Genomic DNA, 16,007 nt, shown 5'->3' on the forward strand with positions numbered 1-16,007 from the left:
AGATGCACTCCAGATTAAGCATTTGGAGACTTATGCGAACGCACCGCTACGAATCCGAACTAGTAGACACGACCGTCCCCCATTCTCGCGACCGGTCGATCATTCACCGTTTCTTCCCGCATGCGCGTCACGCGATCTGCCGAATGGCGATTGATCGCGCCACCCGCGCCAACCGGAGCGTCGAGCCATGACCGTTGCCGCACGTATCGAGAAAGCCATGATGCAACCACCCCCATATCAACCCGCAAGCAATCCCCCGACGATCAGTGCCTGGCCCAACCTGCCGCGCCGAGAATCCGAACTGTGCGAGAGTTTATCTGCGCAGCTGGCAGGACTCATGAACAATGACCCCGACAGCCTATGTCTGCTGTTGACGGATGCGCAGTTGGCCTTGCCCGTTACCGAATGGATCGACCAGCATCTGGGCAGGCTCGATGCCAACACGATCACTGCGCCACAAATTGACAGCCTGATCCGATTTCGCGACACCGCATTGCAGGCTTCCTACATGCGCGCGCACATCGCCCGGGAGGACCATGTGGTGCTATGCATTCGGCTCGGCGACGACGGACCGTACCGCTACTTTCTGATGGCAGCCAGCAACCTCACACCGCGCGAAGTGGAACTGGCGTTCATTGCGGCCGACCTCGCCATTCAAGCCCTCACCGCAGCGAGCGAACGCGCCCAAGTTGTCGCGTTGCAAACGCATGTCCTGAGCGCTGTGGCCGGCCTTGCCGAACCGCGGACGCGAAGCCTAGCCGGCCATGTCCTTCGCGTTGGCCTGCTGGCCGAGTTTATGGCCCGCGCCTACGGCTTCTCCGATGAGCGGGCGGAGGCTTATCGGTTGGCCGCACCGTTGCATGACCTCGGAAAGCTCTGCGTACCTCTCGAACTGCTCTGCAAGTCCGAACGGCTCACCGATTCGGAGTGGTTACAAATGCGCGAACATGCCGAGGCGGGTCGGATGCTGCTCGCGCATCCCCGTGACTCACTGCATCAATTGGCATCGGACATCGCCGGCAACCACCATGAGAACTGGGACGGCAGCGGGTATCCCAAGGGCGTGCGTGGGACCGAGATTCCGCTATCGGCGAGAATCGTTGCGATCGTCGATGTCTACGATGCGCTGCGCAGTGAGCGCTGCTACAAGCCAGCCTGGTCGGAGTCCGAGGTCCGTGGTCACATCGTGCGGGAACGCGGCCGCAAGTTCGACCCCGTGCTAGTCGATTTGTTGCTGGCGCATTGGCAGGAAGCGGAGCAGATTCGAGATGCAACGCGCTGGCCAACGCCGGAGCAAATGCCGCGATGACTTCGACCGCTCCATTCAGTGCGCGGGGCCCAAGCTCAGTATTGACGCTTGATGTCGGTAACCTGCACTGGATGTCTCAGTCCTGGCGGTCAAGACGGTCCATCGCGTGCGCGCCCGCTTCAGACGATGCATGCAATGTCAATCCAGGCGCGGACATGACCGTTGCACCGTGCGCGCGCTGTTCGCTTGATCTGCACCGGCCTGCAACCTATCGCAACGTTCAATCTGCGCGCTGAAGTCGCTGTCGCCGCTCATCCGTAATACCCCATCAGACTCATCGCCAATTGACTCGGAAGGCTCCCGCAGTCGCGCAATGCGCGTGCGATTGCCGACGCGCACCAAAGTTCCTGCGAATTTGCAGCCTCGAATGGAACGCGATTGCTCCGAATGCAGTGACATCACATAGCGAAGGAGATTTGTAACAGTTGTTGAAACGAGTTCGAGATTATCCGAGTAACATATTGAATTACTCAACACCTTGGTCATCGTCAATGCTGGAATGCGAATTCACGGCACCATTCGCGCACTGTAAGCGGCGTTAAATGCCTTGTCAGACCAGATTATTTCTGGCACAACAGCGACAGGCCGAGCACATTGCATGGCAGGCACATCAGGCATTTCGTGATTAATGTTGGGTCCAAACCGACTTGAATGGATTCAGAAGTTTTCAACGGTTCGTTGGTTTGATCCGCAGTCAGAACCTTGAGGGTGCGCTTTAAATGAGTGATGACACAGACTCCAGGTCTACCGATGCCGATACAGCACCGAATGTGCTGGTGGTTGATGATGAGGCTGGCATTCGCGATCTGCTGCGTCAGTATCTGGTATCTCATGGTTTTCGTGTCAGCACGGTTGGCACCGCAGCGGGTGCTCGTGCTGTACTGGATCGCGAGCCGGTCGATCTGATCTTGCTGGACATTGGCTTGCCCGGCGAAGACGGATTGAGTCTGACGCGCTATCTGCGTGAGCGCTGGCAAGGTGCGGTCATCATCGTCAGTGGCCGTGGCGACCCGGTTGAGCGCATCATCGGTCTCGAAGTGGGCGCTGACGACTATGTCGCCAAGCCGTTCGATCTGCGCGAACTACTCGCCCGTGTGCGCAGTGTATTGAGACGCGCAAACCGAACTCCCGCGACGGTCGATGTTGATGCCAACTCGAACCAGCGCGAGACGCTGAACTTTGATGGCTGGCTGCTCGATGTACATTTGCGTCAGTTGACGGCTCCTGATGGCAAGACGGTCGAGCTCACGACCGGGGAATTCGATCTGCTATTGACGCTGTTGGAGAGCCCGAACCGCGTGCTTTCGCGCGAACATCTGATGCTTCGGCTGCACGGCCGGGAACCCGGACCATTTGATCGGGCGATCGATGTCCAGATCAGCCGCTTGCGGCAGAAGATCGAGTCGGATCCGACTCGGCCCAAGTTGATCAAGTCGGTTCGCAGTGTCGGCTACGTACTGACCGCCTCGGTTGCCAAGCGCTGATGTCTGCGCTCTTCGACCAGCTGTTTGAGGTGGTGCCGGATGCCGTGATCCTGGTTGATCGCCGCGGCGTCATCGTGCATGCCAACACGCATGCCTCCGACTTGTTTGGTTACAGCCATCGAGATTTGGTAGGGGAAACGGTCGACGCGCTGGTGCCGGACAGCGTTCGAGGGCGCCACAGCCTGCATCGGGCGGATTACATGGAACGTCCGCGCGTGCGCCCGATGGGGACGCGTGGCCAGGCACTGGTTGGCCGTCGCAAAGATGGCAGCGAGTTCCCGGTCGAAATTGCTTTGAGCGCATTGGAGACCGAAGACGGCCCGCGGTATCTCGCTTCGATTCGCGATATCTCGGAATCGCAGCGCGTTCGCCAAGCCTTGCTGCGGGCCAGACACGATCGCCTGGTGGCGCGTGTCGGTGAGCTGGCGGTGAATTCGACCGACGTCGATTCCGTCTTGACCCAACTGCCGCGCGACATCGCCGAAGCCCTGCAAATTGATGCGGTCGCCATCGCGTCATCGCGTTCCGACCGGAATCGCGTGCACATGCGCGCTTCTTGCGGGCTCGACCATATCCCGACTTCCAATCTGGATTGGTCACTCGATATTGGCAATCCGTTCGGCCATGTCATCACAACGGGCGAGTCATTGACGCTCGATGATCTCACCGCCAGTACCGTCGAGTTCGAACAGCGCACGTTGCGTGATTCCGGATTCCGCAGTGCCCTGTTTGTGCCGTTGGCCGACCGGGATGGCCGGCGGGAGGCGCTGATCGCGTTGTCCAAGCAAGCACACAGTTTCGACCAGGACAGCCGCTTCTTTTTGGGCTCCGTCGCCAACCTGCTGTCAGCGCTGATCCAACGGCGGCACACCGAGGAGCAACTTGCGCATTCACAGCGACTGGATGCGATCGGCCAGCTGACCGGCGGTATCGCCCATGATTTCAACAATCTCCTGACGGTGGTTTCGGGCAATCTGCAGCTGATCGAGATCTCTTGCCCGGATCAGGAGAACGTCCAGGAGATGGTACGCGGGGCGCATCGCGCAGTCGACAGCGCCGCGCAACTCACGGCCAAGCTGCTCGCCTTCGCAAGGCGCCAACACTTGAGCCCGCAATGGATTGACACAGAGGCCATGCTGCGAGAGATGGGGGCCCTGCTCGGTCGTACTCTGGGCGAGACCGTCCAGATCAATGTCGATGCCAGCGCCGATTTGCCGCCTCTTTTTGCCGATCGCGCGCAACTCGAATCAGCGCTGCTGAATCTCGCTCTGAATGCACGCGACGCGATGCCCCGTGGGGGCCAGATTCTGATCAAGGCACGCATGCTCGACCTGGAGGCCGAGGACGCCAGCCATTTTGAGGTAGCACCGGGCCGGTTCCTGACTCTGGCAGTGACCGACACAGGCATTGGCATGAAGCCCGAGATACTCGAGCACATTTTCGAGCCGTTCTTTACGACCAAGGGCCCGGGCAAGGGCAACGGCCTCGGCCTCAGCATGGTCTACGGCTTTGTCCGACAGAGCGGCGGCCATGTGCACGTCGAGAGTCAAGTCGGTCAAGGCACGCGGATTGAGATGCTCCTGCCCCTGCAGCCCGATGCGGCTAAAGGACAGACCGTAGCCGACCTCGTCGTCAGTGAGCCAGTTGATCCGTTGCTCGGCACTGAGCGAATCCTGGTTGTGGAAGACGATCAGGACGTCCGGGCGATCACGATCACGTTTTTAAGGTCGCTTGGTTATGTGGTGAATGCCGCCTCGACCGCCGAGCAGGCACTGGAGATGATTGCTGAGCAAGACGACATTGCGGTGGTGCTCTCTGATGTCGTGCTGGGTAGCGGGATGAGCGGCGTAGAACTCGCCCAAGCGCTTGAGACTCTGAAACCGCGGCTGCCTGTGTTGCTGACGTCCGGCTATGAGCATCAGACGTTGCAACAGCTTGGCGTCCCGTCCGGTCAATTCGAGTTCTTGCGGAAGCCGTACCGACGAGAGCAGCTTGCCATGTTGCTTCGGCGAAAGCTCAAATCCGACAAGAATTGAACCCAAGTTTGAACCAAGTCAACGACGGTCAATAGGCAGCCGGTCGGACCAGGCACGCTGCTTCATGACTGCAAACCCGGCGTCAGAACAATCAGGCGCGTCGCGAGCCTGCGAGGCAATCAGTAGCAAGGGATGCTCTGAGTGCGTTACGAGTCGGATCAGTGATAGGTCGCCGTGCCGCCAGCGAGCGCACCGAGTGCGTCCGGGTCGAGCAGTTCTACGTCGCGACGCTGCACCGATATGACGCCGTGCTCGGCCATCCGTGACATCACCCGGGTGACGGTTTCCAGCGTGATCGCCAAAAAACTGCCCAACTCCGCCCGAGTCATCCGCAGCGTGAGGCGGCGTGCGCTGAATCCTAAAGCACGCTGGCGAGACGCAAGGTCGAGCAGGAAAGCGGCGACACGCTGTTCGGCGGCGAGCGTCGCCGTCCTCAGCATCCATTGCCAGTCACGCCGGATTTCCTGGGACAGCGTTGAAGTCAGTTCGCGCTTCAGATTCGGATGCGACTCCTGCAGCGCATCGATCCGACTTCTCGGCAACTCCAAAACCTCGCAGAACTCAAGCGCGACGGCATCGCAAGCATAGAAGTCGGTATCCAGAGACTCCAGGCCCAACCAGTCGCCGCGCATCCGGAACCCGGTGATCAATTCCCGACCGTCATGACTCACCACGCTGGTCTTCATCTGCCCAGCACGGATCAGGAACAAGCTCAGGACTGGCTGGCCTGCCAGATACAGGGGCTGTCTCGCCTCCAGCCGTCGACACGCCAGATTCAGCGCTGCGCCCGGCAGTTCAACCGTAGGCGCCTTCACCGTGCTCGGCGTAAGACCCAAGTTCAGGGTTTGGCTGTAATGGCCTGCTATTGCGGTCGCTTGCATGGATCCGACTCCCTTAAGTTGAACTGACGATGGTGTCAGCGATGGGTCAGCATGATTCATCACCAATGCCACAGGCTGATGGCTGGGCCGTAACCGTGAGTAACGGTGTGTATCCCACTCGACTACTACGGCCCGTCTGTTTCAGCACCTTTACGGTGCTCGAGAATGCCGGTATCGCCCGTTACCGGCCTCCCGGGTCGCTATGGCGCTTCTGATCAGGCCCGTCTCTGGGACGGGGAGACTTTTGCACCGTCGCGGGCAACGCGGGCGCTGGCTGGGCCGCCCAGGGGCCGGGGCCGAGCCAGCACGGACTTGATTTTGAGCCGATATGCCCAGCCTCGACGGCCGCCAGAATCGCCCATGTGCTGGACTCAATATCCAGAATCAAGCACTTACGTGCTCGATTCTAAGCGAGCCATCCACGGCCCGTGTCGCCCCTGAACTCGTTCAGAGGCTCTCTGGCCGTCGTGTGTCGCCGTAGCAGCCGAAATCAAACCGATATTGATCCAGGTCAAGAATGAATGCTTCACGACCAACCAACATGGGCTCAGTCACTGTCTAGTGACAGGAGGCGACATGCGCATCAAGGATGCCTGCACGCGACACGTAATCTGCATCCCCCAGCATCAGACCGTTCGTGCAGCGGCGCGCCTGATGCAAGCCAAGTACGTTGGGGCCCTGATCGTTGTGGATGCGGACGCTGACGCGTTGGTTCCGATCGGCATCCTGACCGACTCCGATATCGTCAAGGCTGTCGTTGCAAACCATGCCAACCCAGATTCGACCGCAGTGGCTGAGATCATGACCGCCGTAGTCGTCACGTGCCAGGACGAATCCGACCTGAAGGAAGCCATTCAGATCATGGCGTTCCATGGCATTCGACGGCTCCCGGTTGTCGATGAATACGGCCACTTGACCGGAATTGTCGCGGTCGACGACGTCTACGGCGCCTTGGTTGACTCACTGCAGTCTCTCACTCAAGCCTTCTCCCCCGAGTAAGTAGGATCTGGACACGTCCATCCTGGACCGTCAGACCCGCCATAAGTCCGCCAGCTTGCCCCCGGCGAATGCCGGGGTACGAAGTCATTGCTCCAGAATTAGGTACTTCTGCGCATGATTCTGCGCGGGCCATCCTTTGCCCGTATCTGCCAGTTTGAATCAATCCATCGTTGAAATTCAGACTCGCGTCGACTCTTGCCTATATTAGAGCCCCCTACTATTTCGCGTCGACACCGAACAGGTTGAGTGTCGCTGTCGCCTGTGCCAACTGGTCGCTTCTTGGGAATCCCACTCGCGCAGAACCCGGCGCATCGCCTGCCCACGCGAAGTCCGTCGGCCGGGTTCTGGACTCCAGAAAAAGGCACTGACGTTCACAATTTCGATCAGGCCACTCTTACCCGCGTTACCGCTGACGTTGTTCAGACACTTATTGGTGCGGTGAAGTTACGAATGCTTCGCTTAACTCATATTGCGCACTAAATCGCTGTTTGAGAAACAACATCGAAAGCAACCATTACACGATGGCGAGTTGGCAACGTTTCCTGTTACGAACTTGATACATATCGTTTAAATACGGCTAGCGTATTGATTACTAGCGCTTTTCACTGATGCAAATCCCGCAGTTCGGGGGGTGCGTTGTCCACTGATTGCGCGGACTTGACGCAAGTCAATTCCAGGGCGCCAGTGCTCGCCACAGAATGCGCCATCAAGTTAATTGACTGCTCTAAATGCGCAATCACCACACTTTTTAAAAAGTGCAAACACAACTTAACCACCTCGGGATTCATGCACGAAACCGATCTGATGCCCCAAGTACGACACCCAGCAACCGCTACACGCAGACAACCGATCCACCTGCCAACCGGAACCAAACGTTTGAACGCCATTGCACGCCCATCACGCCGACTCGTAACGAAAGCCAACGTTCTCGACGACGCGAACGCACCAAAAGTGTCCTGCCGCCTTACCTCACAGCCATTCGACGCAACCGCCATACCCGGCTCATTTGCAACACCACCGCCCGCTACCCAAGGAACGCCATCATGAACCGCATCACGACTTGCCTCTCTGCCTCACTTTGCCTGCTGCTTAGCGCCTGCAGTGTTTTTACCGAACCAGTCCGCTTCGATGCCGTTGCCGACCAGGATCGTCTCCGCCAGAACTGGGCTTGGCGAACATTTATCAGCGACCGCCCCGGCTGGACTGAAGGACTGCACTCGGACTTGGTCAATTGCCGCAACAATGCCGAAGAGATTGCGGTGCAGGCGGATCGCCTTGGCTTGACGCACGTATTCGCCGCCGGGATTCTGGGCGATGGGACGCCGCATGTGGTGACGGTGGTCACGGGCAAGGACGGGTCTCAGTTTGCCTTCGACAACGGCCGTATCGCAGCATACCCGTTTCCGCCAAAGGAACTGAATCACTGGATGTCCCAAATTGGCTGGTACACCACTCTGCCACATGAGCGCTTGGTCGCAGCGAACAACTAAAAGCTAAGAAATCTGAGCGTATGCCAAACACTCCTGGAACGCTGCCGTCTGAGCCAGACTCTGGCCAACACCACCCGAGACGGCACGCGATCCGCTGACATTTGGCAGTCTACTGAAGTTCGTGTCGGCAACTCCCACGAACACTGCGAACGGACTGGATCTCAGCCGTTTACAGAAGTTTGAGCCAACCCATTACATGGTGCGCGCGTGCGATTCCAAAGATCACAACTGCCGTTGTGAGCGCAGCGATGTAGCAGAGCAATTTGCCACGCCAACTCGCGGCGCGCTTCAGGGCAAAAACGCCCAACACAATGTAAACCACGAGCAATAGCAGTTTGACACCCAACCACGGCACTGCCACAGGATTCAGTCCGAGTAGCACGACGAGCCAGACGCCGAATACCAACAGGCAGGTATCGAGGCCCATCGACAAGCGTCGCGCCAAAGCATGATTGCCAAGCTTTGACCCCGCCAGCACTGCCGCGCCCCGGAGCGCGAATATCAACACGCTCAGCATCGCAGAGGCCATGTGCGCGTGCTTGATCATCATGTAACTCAACATGTTTACCCAATCTCCAGATCAAAAGTGGGCATGACGCTGGCCATGCGCACCAGGACATCCTGTTTCAGCAATTGCACTTCGCGGCGATCGAATGCCGCGATACCGTCATCGCTCATCTTTCGAATGACTCGCGAAACCGTTTCTGGTGCCAGTGACAAAAAGCTAGCGATATCGGTTCTCGCCATCGGCAGCACGAAGTGCCGGCCAGAAAAGCCACGACGCGCCAGGCGACGCCCCCAATCCAGCAGAAACCCGGCAAATTTGACCTCGGCAGGATAATCGCCGCGCCCCCACTGAGCTGCCGTAATGCTTCGGCTCATCGTCAGAAACAAAGTGTTCTGGAGGCTCGGCAGTTCTTGCGCCAAATTGGCCATCGCTCCAAACGAGAAGCGGCACAGCAAGGTCGTATCGAGCGCCACTGCGGCGCAGGGATATTTTGCGGTATGCACCGCATCCAAACCAATCAGTTCGCCGGGCGTGTAAAAGCCAAGCACCTGCTCGCGCCCCCGCTCATCGATCAGGATGGTCTTGACCAACCCGGCCCGAACCGAGAACACGGCGGTAAATGGGTCCTGCGCCCGAAAGATGGTCTGACCAGCCTGAAACGGCCCGACGTGCTCAATCAGGCAGTGCAGCCGGTGCAGCGCCTGCTTGCTGAAGCCTTGGGGCATGCATAGCTGCCCAAACACACAGGTCGTGCAGAATTGCTCGGCGGTGCCGTCGTCGACGGGCGTAGCGAGCCAGGGTTCTGGGACGGTCAGGGCATTGAACGGGTTCATCCGGGCAGGATAGTACGAAATGTGGCGTGGACCGGGTGCCCCCCGGTACTGATCGGCGGCGCGTCCGCACGACAGATCTGGGCGGTCTTCATCCCAGCGCCCCGGGCGGCGTCCAATTCGGCTTCGACATCAGACAGAAACAGAATGGCTTCAGCGGGCTGCTGCAATGCTGCGGCAATCCGACGGTACGATTCTGCTTCGCGCTTCCCCCCGGACGTAGTGTCGAAGTGCCCCGAGAACCAAGGCAGCAAGTTGCCGAACACGCTGTAGCGAAAGAACAGCTTCTGCGCCGCGATGGACCCTGAGCTGTACACGTACAGCGGCATTCCGGCCTGGTGCCAGCTGCGCAGTTGATCGTACGCATCAATATAGACGTGCGCCGTGAATGCGCCGGTCTGGTACCCGACGTCCCAGATCAGCCCCTGGAGCGCCTTGAGTGGCGTGGCTTTGCGGTCGGCATCGATCCATTCGAGCAAGGTGGCAATGACCTGTTCCAAGTTCGCGTTGCCACCCAACTCCGCGCGCACGGCAGCGATCTCGCTCTGAACCGCCGGGTTGTTCGCGTGCGTGCGCACGAAGTCGGGCAATGCGGCACGTGAATACGGAAACAACACCCGATGCACAAAGTCGATCGCGCTGGTCGTGCCTTCGATGTCCGTCAGAATGATCCGGCTCATGGCGAACCAAAGCGCGGGAAACGCTCCGCAATCGTGTCGCCAGTGAAATTCGCGACCCAGCCAGCTGGGTTGGTGAACAAGCGAATCGCGATGAAGTAAGGATCCGGGCCCATATCAAACCAGTGCCGCGTGTTATCCGGAACCCCGATCAGATCACCCTGCTCGCACAGAACTTCGTACACCTGATCCTGCAGATGCAAGGTGAACAGACCACTGCCACCGACAAAGAAGCGCACCTCATCCTCAGCATGCGTATGCTCATTCAAGAACTTTTGTCGAAACTCGGCCTTCTGCGGGTGATCGGGATTGAGGCTGACCACATCGACCGCCTGATAGCCTTCTTCGCGCATCAAACGATCAATATCGCCACGATAGGCTGCGATGACCTCGTCCTGGCTGGCGCCAGGCTGCACCGGCGCCGACGCCTGCCAACGCTCGAATCGAACGCCAGCCGCCTTCAGCACGGCCGCGATGACCGCGTGATCGATCGAAAACGTGCGCACCACACTCGGGTCAGCTTCAGAAAAAATGCGGAGTCGGCTCATGCCTGCAATGTCCTCATGGTCAGCTCGCATTCGAGCAGGAATTCAAAAGCGTCCAGATGCCGCCGCGCCGCAAACACGGAGTCGCCCCAGGCGTAGATGCCGTGGCCTTCGATCAAGTAACCGCAGAGCGATGGACGTTGCGCCAAGAGTGGCGCCACCTGCCGGGCGAGGGCCGGCATGTCCTGGTCGTTCGGCAGAATGGGCAGATCGAACTCGGAATCGTGCGTGCTCATGCCGGGAAATGCTTTCAGGAGCTCATAACCGGCAAAGCGGATCTGGCCCTGCTTCGCGAACAGGCGCGAGGCCAATGTCTGGTTGCGCGAGTGCGTGTGCAGCACACACTGCTGGGTCGGGTCGCGCGCGTAGATCTGGGTATGCAGCAGCGTCTCGGCGGACGGACGGTGCTGGCTGCCGACCGCTTGGCCGTCAAGATCGACGACCATGATGTCGGCAACCGTCAGACGCCCCTTGTCGCGACCCGAGATGGTAATGGCGGCATGCGCCGCATCGAGCCGAATCGAGAAATTGCTGCTGGTCGCAGGCGTCATGCCGCGCGCGGCCAACTCGCGGGTCAACGTGCAGATCTGCTCGGCGGCGTCGTGAAATTGTGCGTCTGTGAAGGTCATGTCCTTGGCGCTTGACTTCGATCAATTCAGAACGCGTCAATATAGCGCACCCTATCCTTTGGTAAATCAACGGAGCCCAAGATGAGCACTTCCGAACTGAACCGCCGCGAGTTTCTAACGCTGATCGCCGTCGCTGGCGGCACGCTGGCCCTGAGTACGGCCGCAAAGGCCGAGACCCTGCCGCAACTCGCCGAAACGGACCCGACTGCTGCGGCGCTCGGATACAAGCATGACGCGACGAAGGTCGATGCGGCCAAGTACCCGACCTACAAGGCCGGCCAACACTGCGCGACGTGCAAACTCGCCCAGGGCGCGGACGGTGACGCGTGGCGTCCATGTTCGATCTTTCCGGGCAAATCGGTCGACGCGAAGGGCTGGTGCGCCGCCTACTCGGCCAAAGCCTGATCGCTCGATTGCCAAGTCGTGCCCCAGCCCGCCACGACGATGGGCTGGGGTGTCGTGATTTGGTTCCAACAGCGTGCGGCAACGCGTGTTGCGGCGAGGCTCGCAAGAGCTCGCCAATGGGCCGCAATCGTCTGATTCAAATAGCGATTTTGGATGAGCGAGTACGTCCAGGCAAGGCACCAGCGACCCTCCGGATTGCCCTGAAACATCATCATTGGCGGCTGACGCGCCGCCAAACGAGGCCCAGTTGAGCAGTCGCTTGCCGGTGTTACGAAGTCGGATCGCAGCGCGTGCCGGGGTTTTGACACCGGTTGCAAAGTCCTGTGACCAGTCACTCCTTTCCGTTTGCAATCCGAAACGAAGCTGAAACAGCTTGCAAGAGTCCGGCGACGTCGACGGCCGCGGAATCCCGCCGTGCGGTCGGTTGAACGCCACTGCATTGGCGAGGAAAAAGCTTCTTAATCAACTGCTTGCGAGATTCTGCGGCGCAACTCTGGAAACCTTGATGCGGCAGTGCTCCATGGACCTCCTGCCCTGCCCGCAATTTCGCCCGTAAGCATCGGGAATTGCGAGGGTTTTCTGTTAGACTCCTGGCGATTTTTTACCTATCCTAAGGAGCTCAACCATGGCGCTGGAACGCACCATTTCCATCATCAAGCCCGATGCCGTTGCCAAAAACGTCATTGGCAAAATCTACGACCGCTTCGAATCCGCGGGCCTCAAGATTGTCGCGGCCAAAATGAAGCATTTGTCCCGCAAAGAAGCCGAAGGCTTTTACGCGGTGCATCGCGAACGTCCGTTTTTCAATGCGCTGGTCGAGTTCATGATTTCCGGCCCAGTCATGATCCAGGTTCTGGAAGGTGACAACGCGGTTGCCAAGAATCGCGAGCTGATGGGCGCCACCGATCCGAAGAAAGCCGATGCCGGCACGATTCGCGCCGACTTCGCCAGCAGTATCGATGCGAACGCTGTGCACGGCTCCGACAGCGCCGAGAATGCCGCGATCGAAATCGCCTACTTCTTCGCCGCCACGGAACTGTGTCCGCGCTGAGTGCCATGACCGAATCCGCCCCTGCCAAGAAAGTCAATTTGCTTGATCTCAGCCGTCGCGAGATGGAAGCGTTTTTCCTGTCGATCGGAGAAAAGCGGTTCCGCGCCGAGCAGATCATGAAGTGGCTGTATCACCGGCAGGTGGCGGATTTCGACGGCATGACCGACCTCGGCAAGAAGCTCCGAACGCTGCTGGATGAGAAGTGTGAAATCCGCGTACCCACGATCATGCACGAGCAACAGAGTGCTGACGGCACATGCAAATGGGTACTCGGCCTGTCGGGCGGCAATGCCGTCGAGACGGTGTACATTCCCGAACCCAATCGCGGCACGTTGTGCGTGTCGTCGCAAGTTGGTTGTGGGTTGAATTGCCGCTTCTGCTCCACGGCCACACAAGGCTTCAATCGCAACCTGAGCACCTGGGAAATCATTGGCCAGGTCTGGGTTGCCGCCAAACAACTGAATCACCAACAAAACGGCATGCGCCGAATCACCAACGTGGTGATGATGGGCATGGGTGAACCGCTGCTCAATTTCGACAACGTCTGCAGCGCAATGGATTTGATGCGCGACGACCTGGGCTTCGGCCTGGCCAACAAGCGCGTCACACTCTCCACAGCAGGCCTGGTGCCGATGATTGATGCGCTGTCCGAGCGTTGCGACGTCAGCTTGGCCGTGTCGCTGCACGCGCCTATCGACGAAATGCGCGACCACCTCGTACCGCTGAACAAGAAGTACCCCATCGAGCTGCTGATGGCCGCCTGCCAGCGCTACCAGGCAAAGCGCCCGCGCTCGTCGATCACCTTCGAATACACCATGATGAAGGGTGTGAACGACACCCCGGAATTGGCCAAGAAACTGGTCAAACTGCTGCGCAAAGTCCCATCGAAGCTCAATCTGATTCCGTTCAATCCGTTTCCGGGCACCGAGTACGAACGCTCCGATCCGGAAGTGATTGCCCGGTTCCAGAAAATCGTCTATGACGGCGGCATCATGACCACGGTCCGGCGCACGCGCGGTGACGACATTGATGCAGCTTGCGGTCAGCTGGTCGGCAAGGTCATGGATCGCACCCGCCGGCGTCGTGAGCACGAAGCCAAGTTGAAGGAGCAAGCTGATGCTGCTTAATCGAATCGCTGCTGTCGTGCTCTGCCTTCATCTCTTGGCATGCGGCGGCAAGCAGGATTTCTCACGTCAGGAAACGCGTTACAACGAACCCGTTGAACGCCGTCCGGACGCAAAGCAGGCAGCCAAGACACTCACGTCCCTGGGCCAGGCCTACCTGAGCAAGGGCCAGCTGGATTTGGCCATGGACAAGTTGCAGCGCTCACTGAAACTGGACCCGAAATACCCCGATACGCACACCGTCATTGCCATTGTCTACGAGCAGATCGGCAAGATGGCAGAAGCCGAAACGCATTACCGGCAAGCCTACAAACTGAGCCCGAACGCAGGCTTGAGCGCAAACAATCTGGGGCGCTTCCTGTGCAGCCAGCAACGCTATGCCGATGCCGAAAAATTGTTCGTCAAGGCCATTGAAGACCCTTTCTACAAGACCCCCGAAACGGCCCGCGTCAACCGCGCCGTCTGTGCGCGTAAGTCAGGCAATATTGCGGTTGCAACCGAACAGTTCCGCGAAGTGTTGGCAGAAAAGCCAGAAGACCCCATTGCGCTTTGGTCAATGGCTGAGCTGAGCCTGACGGCTGGCGACTACATGCGGGCCCGCGCGTTCTATGAGCGCTGGCTCGGCGGCAATGAGCAGAACCCTGAATCCCTGGACTTGGGCATGCGGATCGAGTCCAAACTCGGCAACGACACCCAGGTCACCCAATACCGAAAACTACTCATCGAGCGCTTTCCCGATTCGGCGCAAGCCACCGGACAGCGCCTGGAGCCATCGCCATGAGTCGACGCAAACATCGCCGGAATCCTCGTCCATCGGATGCGGCCGGTTCAAACCCGCAGCAGACCGCGCTGATCGCGACCACCGAGCCGCTTGCAGCCGAGGCCGCTCAGACTGCCGACCAAGCCGCAGTCGAGCACGAACCCGAATCCGAATCCGAATTGGATACGCTGCCCCGACAACCAGAGGCGGCGCCAGTCATTGGCATTCTGGCGGCTGAGCCAGCGCTGCTGATCCCGCCGTCGACGCCATCAACCATGACGATCACAGTGGACGAACCCACATTGGGTGCGCGCCTGAAACGTGGACGCGAAGCGAAGTCCTGGAGCCGGGAAGATATGGCGCAGCGTTTGCGTCTACCCGTGTCCCGGATTCAGGAGATTGAGCAGGATCGTTTCGACCAACTGGGCGTTGTCGTTTATGCGCGCAGCTATTTGCTTCGGTTTGCGAAGCTGGTGGATGTCCCGGAGATTCTGGTCCGGAAGCAATTTCCCGAAGTCGAAGCGCCCGCAGTGGTGTCGCGTGCGGCCTCCGAACCGCAGGCCAATCGCCGCGTCCAAAAGTGGGGCCGACTTGCGAGCATGGTTGGTTTGACCGCCGTGTTGGCCCTGTCGGTGTTCAGCTTTTCGCGCTGGCAGATGCCCACCACGGTGCAGGTACGCAGCCTGGAAAGTCCGGAACTGCCAGCCGCGCCAGCCGAAGCGCCGGTTGCGACCCCCGCGTCAGCGCCAAATCCAGCACCGACTTTTGCCGCCAGCTTTGAAGCGAACCAGCCCGCCGGTGACCCGACAACCGCTGAGCGCCGCGACCCGACAATGGCTGTCCAACCCGCGGCCGCCCAACCCATGGCAGTTCAACCCGCGGCTGCCCAGCCCGCACCGGAAACACTGATGGCGTCGATGACCCCGATGCCTCCAAGCCGCCCGACCCTGGCGCCGGGTGACCATGAGATCACGTTGACCGCCACCGACGACTCCTGGATGGAGGTTGTCGAAGTAGGTGGCCGCCGGATCGACCAAGGCCTGCTTCGTGCCGGTGATTCCCGCCGCTATGTCACGCGCGTGCCCGTGCGCGTCCGCATTGGCAATTCAGGTGGCGTTCAACTGAAAGCGGACGGCAGCCTGATTGACCTGGTGCCCCTGGCCCGCCGCAACGTCGCCAACCTGGAGCTGTTCGGGGCCAGCGAAAAACCGCCAACCCAAGTAGAATCGGACGCTTCGGTCGAATCGCTTTGACAGTTTTTCTGGAAAGAGCGGGTTGA

General features: G+C 59.4%; 17 protein-coding genes. 10 read left to right on the plus strand and 7 right to left on the minus strand.

Annotation, left to right across the window (positions count from 1 at the left end):
* Nucleotides 1–187 precede the first annotated feature (187 nt).
* Nucleotides 188–1,309 (plus strand): HD-GYP domain-containing protein, encoded by a 1,122-nt coding sequence (locus C7S18_RS13615; protein WP_106892084.1) that lies wholly within the window; start codon nt 188–190, stop codon nt 1,307–1,309.
* A 138-nt stretch (nt 1,310–1,447) separates the two neighbouring features.
* On the opposite strand, the gene C7S18_RS13620 is transcribed toward C7S18_RS13615, so the two are convergent.
* A complete protein-coding gene (locus C7S18_RS13620) occupies nt 1,448–1,795 on the minus strand; it encodes a hypothetical protein (RefSeq protein WP_146151918.1) in 348 nt (115 codons plus the stop codon).
* Between the two features lie 233 nt (nt 1,796–2,028).
* Here C7S18_RS13620 and C7S18_RS13625 point away from each other — a divergent pair, with 233 nt between their 5' ends.
* Nucleotides 2,029–2,793 carry a response regulator gene (locus C7S18_RS13625; RefSeq protein ID WP_106892086.1) on the plus strand — a complete coding sequence of 255 codons (765 nt, stop codon included), beginning with the start codon at nt 2,029–2,031 and terminating at the stop codon, nt 2,791–2,793.
* The gene (locus tag C7S18_RS13630) at nt 2,793–4,829 is read left to right on the plus strand and encodes an ATP-binding protein (RefSeq protein WP_106892087.1); all 2,037 of its coding nucleotides are present in this window, start codon (nt 2,793–2,795) and stop codon (nt 4,827–4,829) included. Before C7S18_RS13625 ends, C7S18_RS13630 begins: the two co-directional genes overlap by 1 nt.
* Nucleotides 4,830–4,987: 158 nt before the next feature.
* On the opposite strand, the gene C7S18_RS13635 is transcribed toward C7S18_RS13630, so the two are convergent.
* Nucleotides 4,988–5,710 (minus strand): Crp/Fnr family transcriptional regulator, encoded by a 723-nt coding sequence (locus tag C7S18_RS13635; RefSeq protein WP_170113266.1) that lies wholly within the window; start codon nt 5,708–5,710, stop codon nt 4,988–4,990.
* 576 nt (nt 5,711–6,286) lie between these two features.
* Between C7S18_RS13635 and C7S18_RS13640 the strand changes: the two genes are divergently transcribed.
* Nucleotides 6,287–6,709 (plus strand): CBS domain-containing protein, encoded by a 423-nt coding sequence (locus tag C7S18_RS13640; RefSeq protein ID WP_106892089.1) that lies wholly within the window; start codon nt 6,287–6,289, stop codon nt 6,707–6,709.
* A 1,043-nt stretch (nt 6,710–7,752) separates the two neighbouring features.
* On the plus strand, nt 7,753–8,199 hold the full coding sequence (locus tag C7S18_RS13645; RefSeq protein WP_106892090.1) for a hypothetical protein: 447 nt from the start codon (nt 7,753–7,755) through the stop codon (nt 8,197–8,199).
* 169 nt (nt 8,200–8,368) lie between these two features.
* Here C7S18_RS13645 and C7S18_RS13650 read toward each other — a convergent pair whose 3' ends face one another.
* From C7S18_RS13650 to C7S18_RS13670, 5 genes are read right to left on the minus strand one after another with little or no spacing between them, the layout of a single operon-like run.
* Nucleotides 8,369–8,761 (minus strand): SirB2 family protein, encoded by a 393-nt coding sequence (locus C7S18_RS13650; protein WP_106892091.1) that lies wholly within the window; start codon nt 8,759–8,761, stop codon nt 8,369–8,371.
* Between the two features lie 2 nt (nt 8,762–8,763).
* On the minus strand, nt 8,764–9,540 hold the full coding sequence (locus tag C7S18_RS13655) for a cyclic nucleotide-binding domain-containing protein (RefSeq protein WP_106892092.1): 777 nt from the start codon (nt 9,538–9,540) through the stop codon (nt 8,764–8,766).
* Nucleotides 9,537–10,217 (minus strand): acireductone synthase, encoded by a 681-nt coding sequence (gene mtnC, locus C7S18_RS13660; protein ID WP_106892093.1) that lies wholly within the window; start codon nt 10,215–10,217, stop codon nt 9,537–9,539. Before mtnC ends, C7S18_RS13655 begins: the two co-directional genes overlap by 4 nt.
* The gene (locus C7S18_RS13665; protein ID WP_106892094.1) at nt 10,214–10,762 is read right to left on the minus strand and encodes a 1,2-dihydroxy-3-keto-5-methylthiopentene dioxygenase; all 549 of its coding nucleotides are present in this window, start codon (nt 10,760–10,762) and stop codon (nt 10,214–10,216) included. The genes mtnC and C7S18_RS13665 overlap by 4 nt, the downstream gene beginning before the upstream one ends.
* The gene (locus tag C7S18_RS13670) at nt 10,759–11,388 is read right to left on the minus strand and encodes a methylthioribulose 1-phosphate dehydratase (protein WP_106892095.1); all 630 of its coding nucleotides are present in this window, start codon (nt 11,386–11,388) and stop codon (nt 10,759–10,761) included. Before C7S18_RS13670 ends, C7S18_RS13665 begins: the two co-directional genes overlap by 4 nt.
* Nucleotides 11,389–11,469: 81 nt before the next feature.
* Here C7S18_RS13670 and C7S18_RS13675 point away from each other — a divergent pair, with 81 nt between their 5' ends.
* The 5 genes from C7S18_RS13675 (at nt 11,470) to C7S18_RS13700 (ending at nt 15,981) form a co-directional block, all read left to right on the plus strand.
* Nucleotides 11,470–11,793, plus strand: a complete 324-nt coding sequence (locus C7S18_RS13675; protein WP_106892096.1) for a high-potential iron-sulfur protein — start codon at nt 11,470–11,472, stop codon at nt 11,791–11,793.
* A 625-nt stretch (nt 11,794–12,418) separates the two neighbouring features.
* Entirely contained in the window at nt 12,419–12,844 is a 426-nt protein-coding gene (gene ndk, locus C7S18_RS13685; protein WP_106892098.1) for a nucleoside-diphosphate kinase, read from the plus strand.
* 5 nt (nt 12,845–12,849) lie between these two features.
* Nucleotides 12,850–13,971 (plus strand): dual-specificity RNA methyltransferase RlmN, encoded by a 1,122-nt coding sequence (rlmN, locus tag C7S18_RS13690; protein ID WP_106894030.1) that lies wholly within the window; start codon nt 12,850–12,852, stop codon nt 13,969–13,971.
* Complete coding sequence (gene pilW / locus C7S18_RS13695) at nt 13,961–14,749, plus strand: type IV pilus biogenesis/stability protein PilW (RefSeq protein ID WP_106892099.1); 789 nt, start codon at nt 13,961–13,963, stop codon at nt 14,747–14,749. The genes rlmN and pilW overlap by 11 nt, the downstream gene beginning before the upstream one ends.
* Nucleotides 14,746–15,981 (plus strand): helix-turn-helix domain-containing protein, encoded by a 1,236-nt coding sequence (locus C7S18_RS13700; protein ID WP_106892100.1) that lies wholly within the window; start codon nt 14,746–14,748, stop codon nt 15,979–15,981. Before pilW ends, C7S18_RS13700 begins: the two co-directional genes overlap by 4 nt.
* The last annotated feature ends 26 nt before the right edge of the window (nt 15,982–16,007 follow it).

The sequence above is a fragment of the Ahniella affigens genome, from assembly GCF_003015185.1.
In the GTDB taxonomy this organism is placed as follows: domain Bacteria; phylum Pseudomonadota; class Gammaproteobacteria; order Xanthomonadales; family Ahniellaceae; genus Ahniella; species Ahniella affigens.